The 19,177-nt window shown below is 68.2% G+C and carries 15 protein-coding genes and 1 pseudogene; 7 read left to right on the top strand and 9 right to left on the bottom strand.

What is annotated here, in order from left to right; translation table 11 throughout:
* Window position 1: 1 nt before the first annotated feature.
* Window positions 2–1,324, top strand: a complete 1,323-nt coding sequence (locus ACXJKJ_RS21740; RefSeq protein WP_457392324.1) for an amidohydrolase family protein — start codon at window positions 2–4, stop codon at window positions 1,322–1,324.
* On the opposite strand, the gene ACXJKJ_RS21735 is transcribed toward ACXJKJ_RS21740, so the two are convergent.
* A complete protein-coding gene (locus tag ACXJKJ_RS21735; protein ID WP_457323234.1) occupies window positions 1,321–3,300 on the bottom strand; it encodes an MFS transporter in 1,980 nt (659 codons plus the stop codon). The genes ACXJKJ_RS21740 and ACXJKJ_RS21735 overlap by 4 nt on opposite strands.
* A gap of 83 nt (window positions 3,301–3,383) precedes the next feature.
* On the bottom strand, window positions 3,384–4,817 hold the full coding sequence (sbcB, locus tag ACXJKJ_RS21730; protein ID WP_056196333.1) for an exodeoxyribonuclease I: 1,434 nt from the start codon (window positions 4,815–4,817) through the stop codon (window positions 3,384–3,386).
* Window positions 4,818–4,853: 36 nt separating this feature from the next.
* Here sbcB and ACXJKJ_RS21725 point away from each other — a divergent pair, with 36 nt between their 5' ends.
* Complete coding sequence (locus ACXJKJ_RS21725; protein WP_457392322.1) at window positions 4,854–5,591, top strand: transporter; 738 nt, start codon at window positions 4,854–4,856, stop codon at window positions 5,589–5,591.
* On the opposite strand, the gene ACXJKJ_RS21720 is transcribed toward ACXJKJ_RS21725, so the two are convergent.
* Window positions 5,588–6,721 (bottom strand): beta-ketoacyl-ACP synthase III, encoded by a 1,134-nt coding sequence (locus ACXJKJ_RS21720; protein ID WP_457392320.1) that lies wholly within the window; start codon window positions 6,719–6,721, stop codon window positions 5,588–5,590. The genes ACXJKJ_RS21725 and ACXJKJ_RS21720 overlap by 4 nt on opposite strands.
* A gap of 101 nt (window positions 6,722–6,822) precedes the next feature.
* On the opposite strand from ACXJKJ_RS21720, the gene ACXJKJ_RS21715 reads away from it, so the two are divergent.
* Window positions 6,823–8,136 (top strand): DUF3422 family protein, encoded by a 1,314-nt coding sequence (locus ACXJKJ_RS21715; protein WP_056196325.1) that lies wholly within the window; start codon window positions 6,823–6,825, stop codon window positions 8,134–8,136.
* Here ACXJKJ_RS21715 and ACXJKJ_RS21710 read toward each other — a convergent pair.
* On the bottom strand, window positions 8,123–8,884 hold the full coding sequence (locus ACXJKJ_RS21710) for a DeoR/GlpR family DNA-binding transcription regulator (protein WP_457392318.1): 762 nt from the start codon (window positions 8,882–8,884) through the stop codon (window positions 8,123–8,125). The two genes, ACXJKJ_RS21715 and ACXJKJ_RS21710, sit on opposite strands and share 14 nt — an antisense overlap.
* Before the next feature lie 60 nt (window positions 8,885–8,944).
* On the opposite strand from ACXJKJ_RS21710, the pseudogene ACXJKJ_RS21705 reads away from it, so the two are divergent.
* From ACXJKJ_RS21705 to ACXJKJ_RS21695, 3 genes and pseudogenes are all read left to right on the top strand, one after another.
* A pseudogene (locus ACXJKJ_RS21705) lies at window positions 8,945–9,547 on the top strand (NUDIX domain-containing protein); the annotation flags it as partial.
* 530 nt (window positions 9,548–10,077) lie between these two features.
* Entirely contained in the window at window positions 10,078–11,055 is a 978-nt protein-coding gene (locus ACXJKJ_RS21700) for a GMP reductase (RefSeq protein WP_056196320.1), read from the top strand.
* Between the two features lie 96 nt (window positions 11,056–11,151).
* On the top strand, window positions 11,152–12,642 hold the full coding sequence (locus tag ACXJKJ_RS21695) for an amidase (RefSeq protein ID WP_457392315.1): 1,491 nt from the start codon (window positions 11,152–11,154) through the stop codon (window positions 12,640–12,642).
* On the opposite strand, the gene ACXJKJ_RS21690 is transcribed toward ACXJKJ_RS21695, so the two are convergent.
* The 4 genes from ACXJKJ_RS21690 to ACXJKJ_RS21675 are packed head-to-tail and all read right to left on the bottom strand — an operon-like array spanning window position 12,635 to window position 15,150.
* Window positions 12,635–13,711, bottom strand: coding sequence for a HAMP domain-containing sensor histidine kinase (locus ACXJKJ_RS21690; protein ID WP_457392313.1), 1,077 nt, complete (start codon window positions 13,709–13,711; stop codon window positions 12,635–12,637). The genes ACXJKJ_RS21695 and ACXJKJ_RS21690 overlap by 8 nt on opposite strands.
* Entirely contained in the window at window positions 13,708–14,418 is a 711-nt protein-coding gene (locus ACXJKJ_RS21685) for a response regulator transcription factor (RefSeq protein WP_457392310.1), read from the bottom strand. Before ACXJKJ_RS21685 ends, ACXJKJ_RS21690 begins: the two co-directional genes overlap by 4 nt.
* 7 nt (window positions 14,419–14,425) lie before the next feature.
* On the bottom strand, window positions 14,426–14,713 hold the full coding sequence (locus ACXJKJ_RS21680) for a 4Fe-4S binding protein (RefSeq protein ID WP_056196309.1): 288 nt from the start codon (window positions 14,711–14,713) through the stop codon (window positions 14,426–14,428).
* Window positions 14,713–15,150 (bottom strand): hypothetical protein, encoded by a 438-nt coding sequence (locus ACXJKJ_RS21675; protein ID WP_457355138.1) that lies wholly within the window; start codon window positions 15,148–15,150, stop codon window positions 14,713–14,715. The genes ACXJKJ_RS21680 and ACXJKJ_RS21675 overlap by 1 nt, the downstream gene beginning before the upstream one ends.
* A 259-nt stretch (window positions 15,151–15,409) precedes the next feature.
* Between ACXJKJ_RS21675 and ACXJKJ_RS21670 the strand changes: the two genes are divergently transcribed.
* A complete protein-coding gene (locus ACXJKJ_RS21670; protein ID WP_457392308.1) occupies window positions 15,410–18,226 on the top strand; it encodes a valine--tRNA ligase in 2,817 nt (938 codons plus the stop codon).
* Here ACXJKJ_RS21670 and ACXJKJ_RS21665 read toward each other — a convergent pair.
* Complete coding sequence (locus ACXJKJ_RS21665) at window positions 18,220–19,170, bottom strand: NAD(P)-dependent oxidoreductase (protein WP_082532597.1); 951 nt, start codon at window positions 19,168–19,170, stop codon at window positions 18,220–18,222. The genes ACXJKJ_RS21670 and ACXJKJ_RS21665 overlap by 7 nt on opposite strands.
* Window positions 19,171–19,177: the final 7 nt, after the last annotated feature.

Raw genomic sequence — 19,177 nt, 5'->3', positions numbered from 1 at the left:
CATGAAGCTCGCACTCATCACGGCCCTGCTGGCTGCCGCCTTCACCGCCCAAGCCACGCCCAACACGCCACCCCCGCCACAGCGCGAACCGCTGCTGCTGCGCAATGCCGTCATCCACCCGGTCAGCGGCCCGGTCATCGCCAACGGCAGCCTGCTCATCGAGGCCGGCAAGATCCGCGCGATCGGTGGCACCGAGCTGGCCGCGCCCGCTGGCGCCAAGACCGTCGATCTGGGCGGCCGGCATCTCTACCCCGGCATGGTGGCGGCCAACACCAGCCTGGGCCTGGCGGAGATCCGCTCGGTCAACGCCTCGATGGACAGCGTCGAGACCGGGCCGCTGAACCCGAATGCCCGCGCCCTGGTCGCCTWCAATGCCGACAGCGAGCTGCTGCCCATCACGCGCGGCGGCGGCGTGCTGGCCGCGCTGTCCGTGCCCGAGGCCGGCCGCACCGGCCTCATCGCCGGTACGTCGGCGCTGCTGCAGCTGGAGGGCTGGAACTGGCAGGACATGGCCCTGCTGCCCGAGGTCGGCCTGCACATCGCCGTGCCGCGGCTGCGCCTGAACAGCGCCCTCTTCCCCAACCAGCCCGAAGCCCGCCTGGCCGAGATGCGCCGCTCGACCGAGGCCAGGCTCAAGCTGCTCGACGACGCCTTCGAATCGGCCCGGGCCTATGCGCTGGCGCGCGCTGCCGACCCGAGCACGCCCATCGACACGCGCTGGGAAGCGATGCGCCCCGTGCTGCCCGCTACAGCCGGTGCGGCGCCGGCCCGGCCCGTCGTCATGCATGCCGATGACCTTGCGCAGATTCGCTTTGCGCTGGACTTCGCGGCCCGCCATGGCCTCAAGCTCATCATCAGCGGCGGCGCCGATGCCTGGCGCCTGGCCGACACGCTGCGCGAACGCCAAGTACCCGTCATCATCGACGGCCTGCTGCGCCTGCCGATGCGCCGCGACGACCCGCCGGATGCCCTTTTCGCCCTGCCCGCCCAGCTCGCCGCGGCCGGCGTGCGCTACTGCATCGCCGACGGCGGCCGCGACTCGACGAATGCCCGCAACCTGCCCTTCGAGGCCGCGCATGCCCGCGCCTTCGGGCTCAGCGACGACGAAGCCCTGAAAGCCGTCACGCTCTACCCGGCGCAGATCCTCGGCATCGCCGACAAGCTGGGCTCCATCGAGGTCGGCAAGCTGGCCAACCTCTTCGTGGCCGATGGTGACCCCCTCGAGCCCAGCACGCGCATCGAGCGGGTGTTCATCCAGGGCCGCGAGGTGGAGCTCAGCGACCGGCAGACGGCGCTGCGCGACAAGTATCTGAAGCGCAACTAGCCGGCCGTCTTGGCCGGCGGCGTGGCTGCCGGCGAAGTGGGCGCGGCCGGCGCGCCCAGGCCCATCTGCGCATTTGGCCGCGCGTCGTGGCCGCGCTTCCACTGCCGCATGGTGTCGACCGCCACCGAGCGGCGGATGTAGCGATGCCAGATGAAGCTGAGGTCGAAGATCAGGATGGCCAGCCACCACAGATAGAGGAAGGCCGCGCCGGCGAGCAGGACGGGCCAGGCGGCGGGGGGCGGTGACGCCGTCGGGCCGTCGGCGCCCAGCAGCCGCGACAGCACGATGAAGGCGATGACGAGGGCGCCGACGCCGACCAGGCAGCGTCGCCCCCAGTTGGGCTTGCGCGGCAGCAACCAGCCGCTGAGGGCAATCAGCGCGGCAGCGGCGATCGGAGCGAGCCGGCCAACGAGTTCCGCCACGTGGGCGGGGGCGGCGCTGCTCGTGAACGGACTGCCGAGGAAGTCAGCCGGCCCGTCCGGCAGCCACAGGTAAAACGGCCAGGCGCCAATCAGGAAGACGAGCGTGGCCGCGAGATGCCAGCGCAGGCCACCGGTATGCACCAGCCGCGGCAGCCGGGCGGCGGCGGTGATGCCCATCATCAGGCCGCTCATCAACAGGATCTGCAGCGGCAGCCGATCGAAGGTCGCACCCGTCGGCGTCACGCCCTTGTAGAGCAGGAAGACCGCGGCCACGTGCAAGAGCAGGCTCGCCACATAGGGGATGGCCAGGCTCACCCGGTCGACGAGCCCGTTGCTGGCCGGGACTTTCGGCTGGACTGTCGGGTCCGGCAGCACCACGTCGTCGATGAAATGGCCGAACACCTCGGAGTCGTTCCAGTAGTCGTTGTGCGCCTTGCCGGGCAACCAGTAGCGGCTGAAGCCATGGTCATGCTTGCTGCCGAACTCGAAGGCCTCGCAGCCGCTGTCCTTCAGGAAGCCCATGGCGGAATCGAGCTTGAACCCGATGGGGTCCCCGAAGTCGTAGTAGTTGCGCCACTTGATCTGCTGCGCCAGCGTCAGCCGCGGCGCCTCGCTGTCGCCAAAGAGCACCTGCTGGCCGGAGCAGCTGGATTTCAGCTTGAGGCCCTGCCAGAGCGCCGGCCACAGCACGATGTGCTTGTCGATCGGCGAGCCTATCGTCATATAGCCGCGCACATAACGGATCCAGCCGTCGTCAACCGGCGCACTGGATCGGTTGTCCGGGTCGACGATGGGGCGGCCCGACAGCGCTTCGAGCAGGCCGAGGAAGCTGATGACCGTGCCCTCGCTGTGCGCCACGATGTAGATCTCCGGATGGCCCCCCGGGCAGGCCTCCTGGAATGTCGCCACCACCTGCGCGAGCGCGCTGTGGAAGCGGTGCAGGATCTTGTCGCGGTAGTAGGGAAAGTCGGTGACGAGCTGGACATCGCCGACGTAGTCGCGCAGCAGCGGCGCCAGCTCGAACTTGAAGATGCCCATGCGGGCGAGCACGGCCAGCAGGCTCTCCAGCACGCCCACGGTCTCGACGATTTCGTCGACGATGCCGGTACCGAGCTGGAAGTCCTCGGCCTTCAGATTGCCGTTGGGCACCTCCCTGCGGTACTGCGACTCGGCGCGGCTGACCACCGTGTGTCCCCAGGCCTTGGTCTCCTCCAGCGTGTCATTGGCCTTGACGACCTGCCCCGGAATGTCGGCCCAGTAGATCTCGGCGAAGCCGATGCGCGACAGGGCGTCTGCAGGCTTGGCGTCCAGGCGGCTGATGCGAACCGCAGCCGCCGAGCCGAGGTTGAAGTAGCCCAGCGGCATGACCGGCAGTGGCGGCGAAGCCCTGTCGCCGAAGCGCCGCGCCACCGACCGTATCGTGTCGCTGCGCAGCTGGCTGCCAATGCCGTGGATGGCCACGACGATCTTGTCCATCGGCGGGCGGCCCTGGCTGGCGTCCGAGATGGATGCGGCCGTGGCCGTCTGCTGCTCGGAAGTGGATGCAACCGTCATGGGGAACTCTCCTCACGGGAAGTCCACGCATGGTGCCTCCGAGGCGGCCCTCACCGCTTCAACAAGACTGAGGAGACGCCGCCTCAGGGGGCGATCTGCTCCGCGTAGTCGTACAAGGCCGACAGGATCTGCTCACCTCGCTCGTCGGCTGTTTCACCGAGAACATCGATACGCTCCATGAAGGCCGCCAGCGTCTGCGCGCCGCCTTCGCCCTCATGCAGCCGCGCAGCCAGGTGGCCCTGCCAGCGCTCCGCCTCTTCTGCCGACAGGCTGGACGGGAAATTGCGCGCACGCCAGCGGAAGACAAGCTCATCCAGCCGCCCGTCCTGGAAGGCCAGCTTGCCTTGCGCCGCGCGCTCGGCGAGCTGCGCGGGCGCCATCGTGCGCACCTTGTTCAACGCCCGGCGGTCCTCGTTGCCGATGAAGCCGCCGTAGAGGTCTTCGTCCACATCGGCCGGCGCGAAGGGCTCACGCTGGAAGACGTCGGCCCACAGGCCGTCCAGCAGCCGGCCCTTCTCGGCCAGCAACCGGGCGCTGGCGAGCTGAACCTCGACGTCGTGGTTCCAGCGCTCGGCCATCGCCGGGCTGAGCGTCTTCAGGTTGCTGATGACGATGGGGCTTTTGTTGACGTGGATGGTCTTGATGGGCAGCCGCGTGACGCCCTCGGGCAGCAGCTCCTGCTTGATGAACATGCGCGCGCGGATGGCTTCGGCGTTCAGCGTCAGCAGCTCGCCCGGGTCCACCGAGCAGTCCCAGACGATCAGCTCGTTCTTGTTGGTCGGGTGCGGCGCCAGCGGCCAGACCACGGCGATGCAGCCGCGCTCGGGGCCGTACATGCCGGAGATGTGCAGGAAGGGCTTGCCGATGCCGATCTCGTCCCACACCGCCTGCTTGCTGCGCAACTTGACGCAGAAGTCCCATAGCTTGGGCTGGGCCTGGCGCAGCTTGCGCGCCAACGCCACGGTGGCGCGCACGTCGGACAGTGCATCATGCGCCGCCTCGTGCGCGACGCCGTTGGCGATGGTCAGGTGCTCGAGCTTGAAGCTGGGGCGGCCATCCTCGTGCTTGGGCCACTCGAAGCCTTCGGGCCGGAGCGCATAGGCACAGCGCACCACGTCCAGCAGGTCCCAGCGGCCGCAGCCGTTCTGCCATTCGCGGCCATAGGGGTCGATAAGGTTGCGCCAGAACAGATGACGCGTCACCTCGTCATCGAAGCGGATGCTGTTGTAGCCCACGCCAATGGTGTTGGGCGTGGCCAGCACCGTCTCGATGGCGGCGGCGAACTCATGCTCGGGCACACCCTGCTGCAGGCAGTGCTGCGGCAGGATGCCGGTCAGCAGACAGGACTCGGGGTCGGGCAGATAGTCAGGCGCCGGCTGGCAATACAGCATCAGCGGCTCGCCGATCTCGTTGAGCTCGGCATCGGTGCGCAGGCCGGCGAACTGGGCCGGGCGGTCCCGGCGTGGCACGCGGCCGAAGGTCTCGTAGTCGTGCCAGAAAAATGAAAGGGAAGACATGGCCGCCACGATAGCTCAGCCGATAGAGTGGCTCGCATGAGACTTGCCCTGCTGCTCCTGGCCGTTTGCGCCGCGGCACACGCCGACGACGCGATCTCCCCCGACCGGCCCGACTTCACCAACGGCCCCGATGTGATGGCCGCAGGCCGCTTGCAGGTCGAGACCAGCGGCGCCTGGCAGCGCGACGCCGCGACACGGCTGCGCTCGACGCCGACGCTGCTGCGCCTGGGTGTCAGCCACGACCTGGAGTTGCGGCTGGAGACCGACGGCGCGCTGCGCCAGCGCAACCCGAGCGCCAGCGGCCGAGGAGATCTGGCAGTCGGCTTCAAATGGCAGATGCAGGACGGCGATGAGGCCAAGCCTGGCCTGGGCTGGCTGTTCGAAGTGCAGACACCGACAGGCAGCGGGCCGTTCAAAGGCCATGGCTTGCGGCCCGGCCTGAACTTTCTGGCCCAGTGGGAGCTGCCGGCCGGCTACTCGCTCGGCACGATGGCTGGCGTCTTCATCGATCGCAACGACAACGACCAGCGCTACACGGGTGCCCTGCTGTCGGCGAGCCTGGGCATCCCGCTGGGCGAGAAGCTGCACGGCTTTGCCGAGATCGCCGGCCAGCAGATCGCGTCGGCCCGCAATGGCGGCAATGCCGTCACGGCCGGCACGGGGCTGGCCTGGCAGCTCACAAGCGACGCTCAGCTCGACACGGCCGTCTTCCGCGGCCTGAACCACAACACGCCCGACTGGGCGTGGACGATCGGCCTCTCGCTGCGGTTTTAGCGCTTCTTGACGACCACGCTGCCGATGGAATAGCCCGCGCCGAAGGAGCAGATGACGCCGGCGTCGCCAGCCTTCAGGTCACCCCGGTGATGGTGGAAGGCAATGATGGAGCCGGCCGATGCGGTGTTGGCGTATTCGTCCAGGATCAGCGGCGCGATCTCGCTGCCGGCATCCGCACCCACCAGCTTCTTGATGACGAGCTGGTTCATGCCCTGGTTGGCCTGGTGCAGCCAGTAGCGGCGCATCTGCGTTGGCTCCAGGCCCAGCTTGCCCAGGTGGGCCTCGATATGGGCCGCGGCCATGGGCACGACTTCCTTGAACACCTTTCGGCCTTCCTGATAGAAGGTCAGGTCGCGGTCGCTCGGGTCGCGGTCCTCGGCGCGGTTCATGAAGCCGAAGTTGTTGCGGATATTGCTGCTGAACTGTGTGGCGAGCTGCGTGCCGAGGATTTCCCACTGGTCGGCGCCGGTGGCGTCTTCCGCGCGCTCGACGATGAGGGCCGTGCAGACGTCGCCGAAGATGAAGTGGCAGTCTCGGTCGCGCCATTCCAGGTGGGCCGAGGTGATCTCGGGGTTCACGACCAGCACACATTTGCTGGCGCCCGAACGCACCGCGTTGAAGGCCTGTTCCAGCGCGAAGGTGGCCGAGGAGCAGGCCACGTTCATGTCGAAGCCGTAGCCGCCGGCGCCCAGCGCCTGCTGGATCTCTACCGCCATGGCCGGGTAGGCGCGTTGCATATTGGCACTGGAGCAGAGCACGGCGTCGACATCCGCGCCGGTCTTGCCGGCCTGCTCAAGCGCCTTGCGGGCAGCATCGGCGGCGATCTCGGCCATCAGCGAGATCTCGTTGTCGCCGCGCGGCGTGAAACGCGGGTACATGCGGGTCGGGTCCAGCACGCCGGCCTTGTCGACGACGTAGCGCTGCTTGATGCCCGAGGCTTTCTCGATGAATTCGACGCTGGAGTGTGTCAAGGCGGAGCGCTCGCCAGCGGCGATCGCCGTCGCGTGCTCGGCGTTCTGCAGGTCGGCGTAGGCGTTGAAGGCCTCGACCAGCTCGGCATTGGTGATGACATGGGGCGGGCGGTACAGGCCGGTGCCGCTGATGACCACGGCCGGGAATGAAGCTTGCATATTGAAGACGGAAGCCGCCGCTGCTGATGTACGAAGGCTGAAATCTTATCGATCCGGTTTGCTGCCTTCTCTAGGCACTAGCCTGGGGCCCTGGACAAAACATGCACGAAGACAGCCTGCTCCCTCCCGACGACGCCCTGCGCCTGGCCCTGCACAACGAGGTGCATGCCCGGCCGCCGGCGCGCATCCGCCTGCCGGCCGTCATCGTCCACATCGCCGTGCTCAACGACGGCATCAGCCGGGCGCAGGAGCATGCCCACCTGCGCCAGCTGCCCGGCCAGCACGAACTGGCCGAGGAGGCGCTGAACGCAAACTTTCTGCGCCTGCGCTGCGGCGAGTTCTCGCTGAAGTGGGAGCGCCATGCCGAGTTCACGCGCTACTCGGTCGTGCAGCCCCTGCCCGCCGACGCCGAGGCCAGCGCGCAGACGCTGGATGCGCTGGCGCTGCGCGTCGCACCGGATTGGCTGGGGCGCATCCCGGGGCGCACCTTTGCGGCCATCAAGCTCGTCATGATCGAGCGGCAGCTGACTTTCGCGCCCAGCGCCTTGACCGAGGCCCAGGCCTGGTTCGGCGCGCATGCAACGGTCGCGTCGACGATGGGCGGCGGCCATTCCCTGGTTGTCACCGACTTCTGCCTGCGCGCGACCGGCTTCGAGCACATCGTCGTGCTGGCTGAGCCCGGCACGCCCGAGACCCGCGCCGGCCGCATCTGCCAGCGCCTGTTGGAGCTGGAGACCTACCGCCTGATGGCCCTGCGCGGCCTGCCCGCCGCCAAGTCGCTCGGCTCGACGCTGGCCGAGGTGGAGGCCACGCTGGCCAGCATCACCGCGCGGCTGGAGAAGCGCGGCGCGTCGGAGGCCGAACTGCTGGACGACCTGATCTCGACGGCCGCGCGCATCGAGCACGCCACCGCCTCGCACCAGTACCGTTTTGCCGCCACCCAGGCCTACCAGGCCATCGTCGAGCAGCGTCTGGCYGAGTTGCACGAGGGCAAGGTGGCCGGCAGGCAGTCGCTGGGCGAGTTCATGCAGCGCCGGCTCTCACCGGCCATCGCGACGGTCAATGCGACGGCGCAGCGGCTGGCCGGCCTGTCACAACGCATTTCACGTGCCAGCGCCCTGCTGCGCACGCGGGTCGACATCGCCACCGAGGCGCAGAACCAGCAGCTGCTGGCCCAGCTCGGCGAAGGCCAGCGCACGCAGCTGCGCATGCAGGCCACCGTCGAGGGGCTGTCGCTCGCGGCCATTACCTATTACGTCGTCAGCCTGCTGCTGTACTTCTTCAAGGCGCTGAAGGCCGAGGGCTGGCTGCCAGTACAGCCCGAGCTGGCGGCGGGGGCGGCCATTCCCTTCGTGCTGCTGGCCGTCTGGCAGACGACAAGGCGCATCCACCGCAAGATCTTCAACCACCACTGACCAGGATCTCCAGGCCCGGCAGGCGCAGAGCCTGCAGCGCGGCCGGCCCGGCCTGAGGCGTGACGATCAGCGTGGACAAGGCCGACAGCGGCGCGATGCGGTAGGGCGAGACCTTGCCGAGCTTGTCGCTGCTGGCCATCAGCACCGTTTCCGCAGCGCTCGCCATCAGCAGCGCCTTGACCTGGGCCTCCTCGGCGTCGCCGGTGGACAGGCCGAAGCCGGCCTCCACACCGGTTACGCCGAGGAAATAGCAGTCCGCCCGCAACGCCTGGATGGCCTGTGCTACACCCGCGCCGACGGCCACGCCGGAATGCTTGAACAGGCGCCCGCCGAGCATCAGCACCTCGACGCTGGGATGCTCGATCAACGCCGTGGCGATGACGGGGCTGTGCGTGGCCACCGTCGCCCGCAGCTTGGCCGGCAGTTGCTGCACCATGGCCAGCGTGCTCGTGCCGCCATCGACGAAGACGAGCTGGCCGTCGGCGATGAGCGAGGCCGCATGGCGGCCCAGCGCCTGCTTCTCGTCGACGGCAATGGCGCTGCGTCGCGCCAGGTTGGCCAGGGCCGGTGACACCGGCAGCGCGCCGCCATGCACACGCTGCAGCGCGCCCCGCGTGGACAGCTCGCGCAGGTCGCGCCGGATGGTGTCCTCCGACACCTGCAGGCGCTCGGCCAGTTCGCGGGCCAGCACGCGGCCCGTGGAATGAAGTTCTTCCAGGATGGCCAAGTGGCGTTGTTCGGTCAGCATCTGTGGGATTGCATKGTTTTGCGTTATTTTGCATGATTTGTTTTAAATTCAGGAAATAACATGCAAACCCAGACCGATTCGCGCATTGCCGACCTGCCCCTGTCCGAACGCGTGCGCGTCCAGCAGGAGAGGCTGTTGTCCAACAACTGGTACACGCTGAAAACGACCCGCTTCGACTTCCTGCGCAGCGACGGCCAGTGGCAGATCCAGGACCGCGAGACCTATGACCGCGGCAATGGCGCCACCATCCTGCTCTACCAGCGCACGCGCCGCCGTGTGCTGCTGACACGGCAGTTCCGCTACCCGGCGTTCGTCAATGGCTGGCAGCAGTTGATGGTCGAAGCCGTGGCCGGGCTGCTGGACGAGGCCGATCCGCTCAGCTGCATCCGCGCCGAGGCCGAGCAGGAAGCCGGCGTGAAGCTGCGCGAGGTGCAGCCGCTGTTCGAGGCCTATATGAGCCCCGGCTCGGTGACCGAGAAGCTGCATTTCTTTGCGGCCGAGTACGAGGATGGCGACTTGGTTGGCGCGGGTGGCGGCCTCGTTGAGGAGGGCGAGGACATCGCGCGCTTCGAGCTGGACTTCGACGCGGCCATGCGCCAGGTCGAGGCCGGCGAGATCGTCGATGCGAAAACGATCATGCTGCTGCGCTGGGCCGAGCGCCATGTCTTCGGGCCGCCGCCCCGCAAGGGCCCATTGCTGGTCTTCATCGCCGGGCCGTATCGAAGCGGCACGGGCGACCGGGAGGACGCGATCGCCGCCAACGTGCAGGCCATGCAGGATGCCGCCCTGCAAGTCGCAGCCCTGGGCCACGTGCCGGTGCTCGGCGAGTGGGTCGCCCTGCCGCTCATCGCGGCCGCTGGCGGCCGGCGCGGCGATGCGGTCTGGGACCGCTACTTCCACCCCAACGCCCAGGCCCTGCTGGAGCGATGTGACCTGCTGCTGCGCATCGGCGGTGATTCGGCCGGCGCCGACGCCATGATCAAGGCCGCTTTGGCCTGCGCGATGCCCGTGCACTACGGCCTCGCTTCAATACCAACCAGGCCCGCGTAGAATCAATCACCGGGCCCAAATTTTGGCGTCCGGTTTTTTTTGCCCGCTGCAAAAGCGGGCAGCAAAGCCGGCAGAGCCAAGTCAAGCGCTCGCAGCCCAGGTCGCGCACTGCCAAACGCGCGCCGCAACTGTGAACTTGAATCATGGAAATCTTCGACTACGACAACATCCTGCTGCTGCCGCGCCGCTGCCGCGTTGAAAGCCGCTCGGACTGCGACACCTCGGTGCAGTTCGGCCCGCACCGCTTCAAGCTGCCGGTCGTGCCGGCCAACATGAAGACCGTGGTGGACGAGCCCATCACCGAGTTGCTGGCTCGCGAGGGCTACTTCTACGTGATGCACCGCTTCGACCTCGACAGCCTGGCCTATGCCAAGGACATGCGGGACAAGGGCCTGCTGGTGTCGCTGAGCGTCGGCGTGAAGCCGGCCGACTTCGAGCTGGTCGACAAGCTCGCGGCCGAGGGCGTGGGCGCCGACTACCTGACCATCGACATCGCCCACGGCCATGCCGAGAGCGTGCAGCGCATGATCGGCCACATCAAGCAAAAGCTGCCCGAGACCTTCGTCATCGCCGGCAATGTTGGCACGCCCGAAGGCGTCATCGACCTGGAGAACTGGGGTGCCGACGCGACCAAGGTCGGYGTCGGCCCGGGCAAGGTCTGCATCACGCGGCTGAAGACGGGTTTTGGCACCGGCGGCTGGCAGTTGTCGGCGCTGAAATGGTGCTCGCGCGTAGCCACCAAGCCCATCGTGGCCGACGGCGGCATCCGCCACCATGGCGACATCGCCAAGAGCGTGCGCTTCGGCGCCAGCATGGTCATGATCGGCTCGCTGTTCGCCGGCCATGAAGAGTCGCCAGGCACGACCGTCGAGGTCGACGGCAAGCTCTACAAGGAGTACTACGGCTCGGCGAGCGACTTCAACAAGGGCGAGTACCGCCACGTCGAGGGCAAGCGCATCCTGGAGCCGGTCAAGGGCAAGTTCGCCGACACGCTGCGCGAGATGCAGGAAGACCTGCAGAGCTCGATCTCCTATGCGGGCGGCACGCAGTTGTCGGACCTGCGCAAGGTGAATTACGTCATTCTTGGCGGAGAGAATGCGGGCGAACATTTGTTCATGTGATCACCTGCGGAACGCGGGGGAGCACCTCGCGCGCAGCGTGAGGTCCGCATTCCGGCGCAGCCAAAACGCCGGCGAGCACTTGTTCATGTGAGCGCCATGGACTTTGCAAGCTACCGCCGCCACGACGCAACCTCGCTGGCCTCTGAGGTGGCGGCTGGTCGGGTCAGCGCAGAAAGCCTGCTCGACCTGGCGCTCGCAAGGCTGGCCGAAGTCCAACCCCGGCTCAACCCTGTCTGCCGGCTGATGGAGGCCGAGGCCAGAACTCAGTTGGCGCGTGGCGTCGGCACCGGCCCACTGGCCGGTGTGCCCTGCCTCATCAAGGATGTGGCCGAGGACTACGCCGGCGTGCCGACCAGTTGGGGCAGCCGGGCGCTGGCCGCACTGCCGCCGCCGCGCGAGCACGCGCATGTCGTGCGGCGCTTGCTCGACGCCGGCCTCGTCATCTTCGGCAAGACCAATGCGCCGGAGCTGGGCCTCAAGGGCGTCACCGACCCGCTCGCCTTCGGCCGCAGCAGCAACCCCTGGGACGTGCGCCGCACGCCTGGCGGCAGCAGCGGCGGGTCGGCGGCGGCGGTGGCAGCGGGTGTCGTGCCAATGGCAGCGGGCAACGACGGTGGAGGCTCCATCCGCATCCCGGCAGCCTGTTGCGGGCTGGTGGGTTTGAAACCTTCGCGAGGACGAGTTTCAGTCGGCCCGGGCGCTGGCGAAGTCTGGTTCGGCGCCTGCAGCGAAGGCGTCATCTCGCGCAGCGTACGCGACACCGCCCTGGCGCTGGACATCCTCAGCGGCCCGGAGCCCGGCGACGCTGTCGCCCTGCCCGCGCCGGCCACGCCCTTTGTCCATCAGCTGCGCTCACCGCTGCGCCGGCTGCGCATCGCCTGGTGCGCCGATTCGCCGATTGGCGAGCCGGTGCACGACGAGGCCCGGCTCGCCGTGGAGCGAAGCGTGTCGCTACTGAAAGGCCTCGGCCATGTCGTCGAGCCGGCCCGCCCCGACATCGATGGCCGCACGCTGGCCAACAGCTTCCTGCATATCTACTTCGGTCAGGTGCCGGCCACGCTGAGCCGCGCGGTCGCCCTGGGTGGCCGCGAAGCCGACTTTGAGCCGTTGACCCGTCTCATCGCCACGCTCGGCCGCGCCACCAGCGCCGAACGGCTGACGCTGGAGCTGCTGCGCTGGAACGACTACGCCCGCAGCTTGGCCGCCCTGCACGCGCGCTACGACCTCTACCTGACGCCGACGCTGGCCTCGCCACCGGTGCTGCATGGCACCGGCGACCCGCCGCCGCTGCAGATTGCCGTGCTGGGCGCGCTGCGCGCCTCGGGGCTGCTGGGCCTGCTCAAGCACGCCGGCCTGCTCGATGGCGTCGTGCAGCAGATGGCCACCGACAGCCTGCGCCATGTCCCCTTCACCCAGCTCGCCAACCTGACGGGCACGCCGGCGATCTCACTGCCGCTGCACTGGACGGCCGACGGCCTGCCGCTGGGCGTGCAGTTCGTTGCAGCGCCGGGCGAAGACGGGCTGCTGCTGCAACTGGCCGCGGAACTGGAAGCCACCCAGCCCTGGTTCGACCGGGTGCCTAGCTGAAGCGCACCGAGGCCTCGAACCCCGGCTCGGCATTGCGCAGCTCCAGCCGGCCGCCATGCGCTTCAGCCACCAACCGGCACAGGCACAGGCCCAGGCCAACCCCGCCGTCGTGCCGCGTGCGCGCCGCATCCGGCCGGTAGAACGGCTGGCCCAGTTGGGGCAGCGACTCCRGCGGCACGCCGGTGCCGAAGTCACGCACGGTCAGACGCACACCCGCGCCTTCACGAGCCAGGCTGAGCCGCACGGCGCCACGGGTCACATCGTTGTGGCGCAGCGCGTTCTGGACGAGATTGCGCAGGCACAGCTGCACACGCAGGCGATCCAGCCTCAACGGCGGCAGATCGGGCTCGACATGCAACTCCACGCCGGGCTGGGCATGCTCCTGCGCCAGCGCGCCGAGATCACAGTCCGACAGTTGCAGCGCGCTGTGCCCGCTGCCCAGCCGCTCGCTCTCCAGCAAGGCCGTGATGAGATCGCGCATCTGCGCCAGCTCGCCCAGCAGCGCGTCGCGCGATTCGCCCTCGCCCACCAGCTCGGCGTGCAGGCGCGCGCGCGTCAGCGGGCTGCGCAGCTCGTGGCTCATGGCCAGCAGCAAGGCGCGCTTGCCGTCCAGCATGGCCTGGATGTCGGCGGCCATCTGGTTGAAACGCAGTGCCAGGTCACCGATCTCGTCGCTGTGGATCACGGGCACCCGGTGCGAGAACTCACCGCGGCGGAAGGCCTCGGCGCCGATGGCCAGCGCATGCAACGGCCAGACCATGTGGCGGATCATGCCGAAGGCCAGGCCCGTAACCACGAATAGCGCCGGCACGGCCCAAAGCAGGCCGTAGGCGCTGCCCATCGACATCCACAGAATGGTGCTGCTGATGCAGGCGAGCAGGATGAAGATGGCGATCAGCCGCGCACCGAGCGAATGCTTGAAGCGCTTGTGCTGGTGATGCCAGCGCTGGTGCCAACGATGGCGCACACGCCAGCGGTATTCCCAGTCGCGGTTCATGCGCCGGGCGCGCTTGGCCCGCTTGCGTTCCCAGCGCTCGCGCCAGCGGTGGTCGTAGGCGTGGGGTTTCATGGTTTGCCTGGCAATGCGAAGCAATAGCCGGCGTTGCGCAGGGTCTTCAGGGCCACCAGCGGCTCAAGCTTGCGGCGCAGGCGGCTCACCAGGATGTCGACGGCCCGGGTGAACAGCTCGGCTTCCTGGCCACGCAGCCGGTTCAGGATGTCGTCGCGCGAGAAGACCTTGCCCGGCTCGCGGGCCAGCATCACGAGCAGCTCGTATTCGGTGCCGGTCAGCTCGACCAGGCCACTCGCGCACAGCACCTCGCGGCGCGTGGTGTCGACCTCGAGGCCCTCGAAGCACAGCTTGGTGGAAGGCTGAACCACGCTCGGGGCAGCCGCCGATACAAAGCGCGTGCGGCGCAGGATGGTCTGCAGCCGTGCCGCCAGTTCGCGGGGCTCGAAGGGCTTGGGCAGGTAGTCGTCGGCGCCCAGCTCCAGCCCGACGACCCGGTCGGTCAGATCGCCGCGCGCGGTCAGCATCAGCACCGGCATGTCGCGCCAGGCCTCGCTGCTGGCACGCAGCTGTTTGCAGAACTCGAAGCCGTCCATCTCGGGCAGCATGCCGTCGAGGATCAACGCGTCGAAGCGCTCGGCCGCCAGCCGCGTCAGCGCGATGCTGGGCCGCGTGACAGCCTCGAGCTGGAGGTCGAAGCGGGCAAGGTATTGCGTCAGCGGCCCGGCCAGGGCCTCGTCGTCGTCGATCAGCAGCAGTCTGTGCATGTCGCGATTATTCGGCCCGCACCAGGGTGATGGCTCGCTCGGGACAGGTGCTGACGCAATGGCCGCAGGCTTCGCAGGCGGCGGCATTGGGCGTGAAGGCCTGCTCCCAGCCGTGGGCCATGCCCCGGAGCTTGCCGAACAGGCTCAGGGACTGGCGCTGCTCGGGTGCCAGCTTGCCCAAGGTGAACACGTTGAAGGGGCAGACAGCGACGCATTCGCCCTTGCCCTCGCAGCGGTTGCGGTCGATGTGCGGCACAAAGCGGCCGCGGGGCTGCTTGCCGCAGTGGACATCCATCACGCCGCGTCTCGCCGCTCATGCCGGCCGAAGCGCCGCATCATGAAGCGCAGCACCTGACGCTGCTCCGTGTCCAGCGAGTCGAAGAAGTCGGCAAAGGCCGTGACAAGGCCGGGGCCGGCGGCGCGCAGCGCATCCAGCTTGGCGTCCAGCAGTTGCTGCGCCGGCTCGCGGGCGAATTGCTCACCGGCTAACAGGCCCGCCACCTCGGGGCCGCGGGCCAGGCCCCTCATCGTGTCGCGCTGGTGCTGGAGCTGCTCAAGCCAGGCGCCGAGCTTGCGGTGCTGCTCGGCGTCCAGGTCCAGCTTGGCGCCGACTCGGTTGAGAAGGAGGTGGGCGAAGCCATCAGCATGGCGGCCGAAATGATGGCCGTGATGGCCGTGGCCAAAGTGGTGGTGGAACTCGTGGTGGGCGTGCCAGCGACGAAAAAAGTTCATGGTGCTGCTCCGTGGGGCGCTCGAGGCCCGTGGTTGGGATGGCGCTCATGTTTGCGGTTAGCCCGCGCCAGAGCATCTCGACGCGGTATCGCCGGGTATCGTTTTGTTTCGCCCGGGGCCGGGAGGCGGTGCGCCCTTGTCACAGTTGAAGCTGCAGACGCGCTGATCGGCGCGGAGGCCGCGCGAGTGCGGCCCCCTACAATCGCAGACCCCCGAAAAGCCCTCTTTTCGCCCCAGCTTCACAGCGGGCGACGCCGCGATGACCGAACTTGCCAAGTCCTTCGAACCCGCCGCCCTGGAAGCCCATTGGGGCCCCAAGTGGGAAGCCGCCGGCCTGTATGAGCCGACGCTGGACCCGGCCAAGCCCTCGTTCAGCATCCAGCTGCCGCCGCCCAATGTGACGGGCACGCTGCACATGGGCCATGCCTTCAACCAGACGGTGATGGACTCGCTGACGCGCTACCACCGCATGAAGGGCGACAACACGCTGTGGGTGCCGGGCACCGACCACGCCGGCATCGCGACGCAGATCGTCGTCGAGCGGCAGCTGCAGGCCGCTGGCACCAGCCGCAAGGAACTCGGTCGCAAGAATTTCGTCGCCCGCGTGTGGGAATGGAAACAGCAATCCGGTGACACCATCACCGGCCAGATGCGCCGGCTTGGCGACTCGGTCAGCTGGGGCCATGAGTACTTCACGATGGATGAAAAGCTCTCGACCGTCGTCGTCGAGACCTTCGTGCGGCTTTACGAGGAAGGCCTGATCTACCGCGGCACTCGCTTGGTGAGCTGGGACCCGGTGCTGCAGTCCGCCGTGTCTGATCTGGAGGTGAACTCCGAAGAGGAAGACKGCTCGCTGTGGCATATCCGCTATCCGCTGGCAGACGGTTCGGGCTCGGTCGTGGTGGCCACCACGCGACCGGAGACCATGCTGGGTGACGTGGCCGTCATGGTCCACCCAGAGGACGAGCGCTACGCCGCGCTGATCGGCAAGCTGGTCAAGCTGCCGCTGACGGACCGCGAGATCCCCGTCATCGCCGACGACTACGTGGACCGCGAGTTCGGCACCGGCGTCGTCAAGGTCACGCCGGCGCATGACACCAACGACTACGCGGTGGGCCAGCGTCACAACCTGCCCATGATCGCGGTGTTGGACCTGCAGGCCAGGATCAACGACAACGCCCCCGAGACCTACCGCGGCCTGGACCGCTTCGTCGCCCGCAAGCGCGTCGTCGCCGACCTGGAGGCGCAAGGCCTGCTCGTCGAAGTCAAGAAGCACAAGCTGCAGGTACCGCGCTGCGAGCGCACCGGCCAGGTCATCGAGCCGATGCTGACCGACCAGTGGTTCGTCGCCGTCACCAAGCCCAGCGCCGACGGCAAGAGCATTGCCGACAAGGCGATTGCCGCCGTCGAGACCGGCGCGGTCAAGTTCTACCCCGAGCAGTGGGTCAACACCTACAACCACTGGATGGGCAATCTGCAGGACTGGTGCATCWSSCGCCAGCTGTGGTGGGGCCACCAGATCCCGGCCTGGTACGGCACGGGCGGCGAGCTGTTCGTCGCGCGCAGCGAGGATGAGGCCCAGGCCCGCGCCAAGGCCGCCGGCTACCTCGGCGAGCTGACCCGCGACCCCGACGTGCTCGACACCTGGTACTCGTCGGCCCTGGTGCCCTTCTCGACGCTGGGCTGGCCGCAGAAGACGCTGGAGCAGGAACTCTTCCTGCCCTCCTCCGTGCTCGTGACTGGCTACGACATCATCTTCTTCTGGGTCGCCCGGATGATCATGATGACGACGCACTTCACCGGCCAGGTGCCCTTCAAGGACGTCTACATCCACGGCCTGGTGCGCGACTCGCAGGGCCAGAAGATGAGCAAGAGCGAGGGCAATGTGCTGGACCCGGTGGACCTGATCCAGGGTGTCGACCTCGACACGCTGATCCAGAAGTCCACCACCGGCCTGCGCAAGCCCGAGACGGCGCCCAAGGTCGCAGCCCGCGTGAAGAAGGAGTTCCCCGAAGGCATGCCGGCGTACGGCGCCGATGCGTTGCGCTTCACGATGGCGTCGTACGCCAGCCTGGGCCGCAACATCAACTTCGACACCAAGCGCTGCGAGGGCTATCGCAACTTCTGCAACAAGCTCTGGAACGCAACCCGCTTCGTGCTGATGAACACCGAAGGCCAGGACTGCGGCCTCGCGCACGACCAAGGCGCCTGCCCGCCCGGCTACAACACCTTCAGCCAGGCCGACCGCTGGATCACGAGCGAACTGCAGCGCGTCGAAGCGGCCGTGGCCCAGGGCTTTGCCGAGTACCGCCTCGACAACGTCGCCAACGCCGTCTACAGCTTCGTCTGGGACGAGTACTGCGACTGGTATCTGGAAATCGCCAAGGTGCAGATCCAGACGGGTGACGAGGCCCAGCAGCGCGCCACCCGCCGCACGCTGATCCGCGTGCTGGAGACGACGCTGCGCCTGCTGCACCCCGTCGCGCCTTTCATCACCGAGGAGCTGTGGCAGACCGTCGCCCCTGTCGCCGGCCGCAAGGCGACCGACTTCATCGGCCAGGCGCCCTACCCTGTCGCCCAGCCCGAGCGCATTGACGCGGCCGCCGACGCCTGGATGGCCCAGCTCAAGGAAGTGGTCGGCACGACCCGCAGCCTGCGCAGCGAGATGAACCTCAGCCCCAGCGACCGCGTGCCGCTGCTGGTGGGTGGTGACTTGTCCTTCCTCAGCGAGGCCGCGGCCGTGCTGAAGGTGCTGGCCAAGCTGGYGGCCGTGGAACTGATCGCCGACGAGGCCGAGTTCGCCAAGCAGAGCGCGACGTCACCGGTGCTGCTGCATGGCGCCGCGAAGCTGGCCCTGAAGGTCGAGATCGACGTGGCCGCCGAGCGCGCCCGCTTGACCAAGGAAGTCACGCGTCTGGAAGGCGAAATCGTCAAGGCCGAGGCCAAGCTGGGCAATGAGGGCTTCGTCGCCCGCGCGCCGGCTGCCGTCGTCGAGCAGGAGCGTGCCCGCGTGGCGGGCTTCAAGGAGACGGTGGCGCGCCTGCACGAACAGCTCAAGCGCCTGCCGCCTCAGTAATAGTCGATGGCCACCTTGGATGTGGCCTTCTTCTTGCCCTTGGCTGGGGCACCCAGCAGTTCGTCCAGGCCGCGCGCCACCGCCCAGGCGGCGCGCACGCGCGACTCCCGCGTCGTGCCCGCCAGCCGCGGCGTCACCTGCAGCGTGGCGATGCCGTGCAAGGGCCGCCCTGCCTCCAGCCAACCCGGTTCCAGGCTGTCGAACCACGCGGCTCGCAGCTTGCCGTTGCGCAGAGCCCGGCCCAGGGCCGCCTCGTCGACGACGCCGGACTGGCTCAGGCCGACCAGGACCTGGCCTGCGCGCACGTTCTCCAGCTGACGGTCGCCGAGGAGGCCGCGAAAGCGCGGGAAATAAGGCAGCAGCAGCACCAGGCCGTCGCTGTGCTCGACGAGTTCGCTCAAGGAAACCGAATCGATGCCCCAGCGTGCCCAGGTCGCGTCGCTCGGATGCAGGGCGGGGTCATAGCCGATGACCCGTGTACCGAAGGCATGCAGCAGCTGGGTCAACACCTGCGCCGTCGGTGTCAGGCCCAGCACGCCAATCGTCGAACAGCCCAGCTCCCGCCCCACCTTGAGGCCGTCGCTGCCCTCGATGGGCACCCGCCTGAGCAAGCTGAGCAGGGCACCGACAGCGAATTCCGCCTCGGCGCTGGCCGTGGAAGCCTGGGAGCGCACGACCTCCACGCCCGCCTTGCGGCAGGCCTCGATGTCGATGTTCTCCGCGCCGCCGCTGGCACGGCCGATCGCACGCAGTCCCGGCGCGCCGCGCAGCAGTTCGGCATCGATGCGCACTTCGGGGGGCGCCACCAGGGCACGGGAGTTCTGCAGTGCCTCTACCAGGCCCTCCGGGTCACCCACGAGTTCAGGCGCAAAGCGGGCATCGTGGCGCTCGGCCAGCCATTGCACCACCTCGGCTTCCAACGGTTCAAGGATCAGGACTGTCATTGTTTGT

It is taken from the genome of Roseateles sp. P5_E1 (genome assembly GCF_054049335.1).
The sequence above is the reverse complement of the archived record's forward strand: the minus strand, read 5'-3'. Positions and strand labels throughout refer to the sequence as shown.

Coding starts and splice junctions, on each gene's coding strand:
- ACXJKJ_RS21725 (WP_457392322.1), top strand. CDS start 4,854: ATGAGACTTGCCCTGCTGCTCCTGGCCGTTTGCGCCGCGGCACACGCC.
- ACXJKJ_RS21665 (WP_082532597.1), bottom strand. CDS start 19,170: ATGACAGTCCTGATCCTTGAACCGTTGGAAGCCGAGGTGGTGCAATGG.
- ACXJKJ_RS21735 (WP_457323234.1), bottom strand. CDS start 3,300: ATGACGGTTGCATCCACTTCCGAGCAGCAGACGGCCACGGCCGCATCC.
- ACXJKJ_RS21695 (WP_457392315.1), top strand. CDS start 11,152: ATGGACTTTGCAAGCTACCGCCGCCACGACGCAACCTCGCTGGCCTCT.
- sbcB (WP_056196333.1), bottom strand. CDS start 4,817: ATGTCTTCCCTTTCATTTTTCTGGCACGACTACGAGACCTTCGGCCGC.
- ACXJKJ_RS21675 (WP_457355138.1), bottom strand. CDS start 15,150: ATGAACTTTTTTCGTCGCTGGCACGCCCACCACGAGTTCCACCACCAC.
- ACXJKJ_RS21710 (WP_457392318.1), bottom strand. CDS start 8,884: ATGCTGACCGAACAACGCCACTTGGCCATCCTGGAAGAACTTCATTCC.
- ACXJKJ_RS21720 (WP_457392320.1), bottom strand. CDS start 6,721: ATGCAAGCTTCATTCCCGGCCGTGGTCATCAGCGGCACCGGCCTGTAC.
- ACXJKJ_RS21685 (WP_457392310.1), bottom strand. CDS start 14,418: ATGCACAGACTGCTGCTGATCGACGACGACGAGGCCCTGGCCGGGCCG.
- ACXJKJ_RS21680 (WP_056196309.1), bottom strand. CDS start 14,713: ATGGATGTCCACTGCGGCAAGCAGCCCCGCGGCCGCTTTGTGCCGCAC.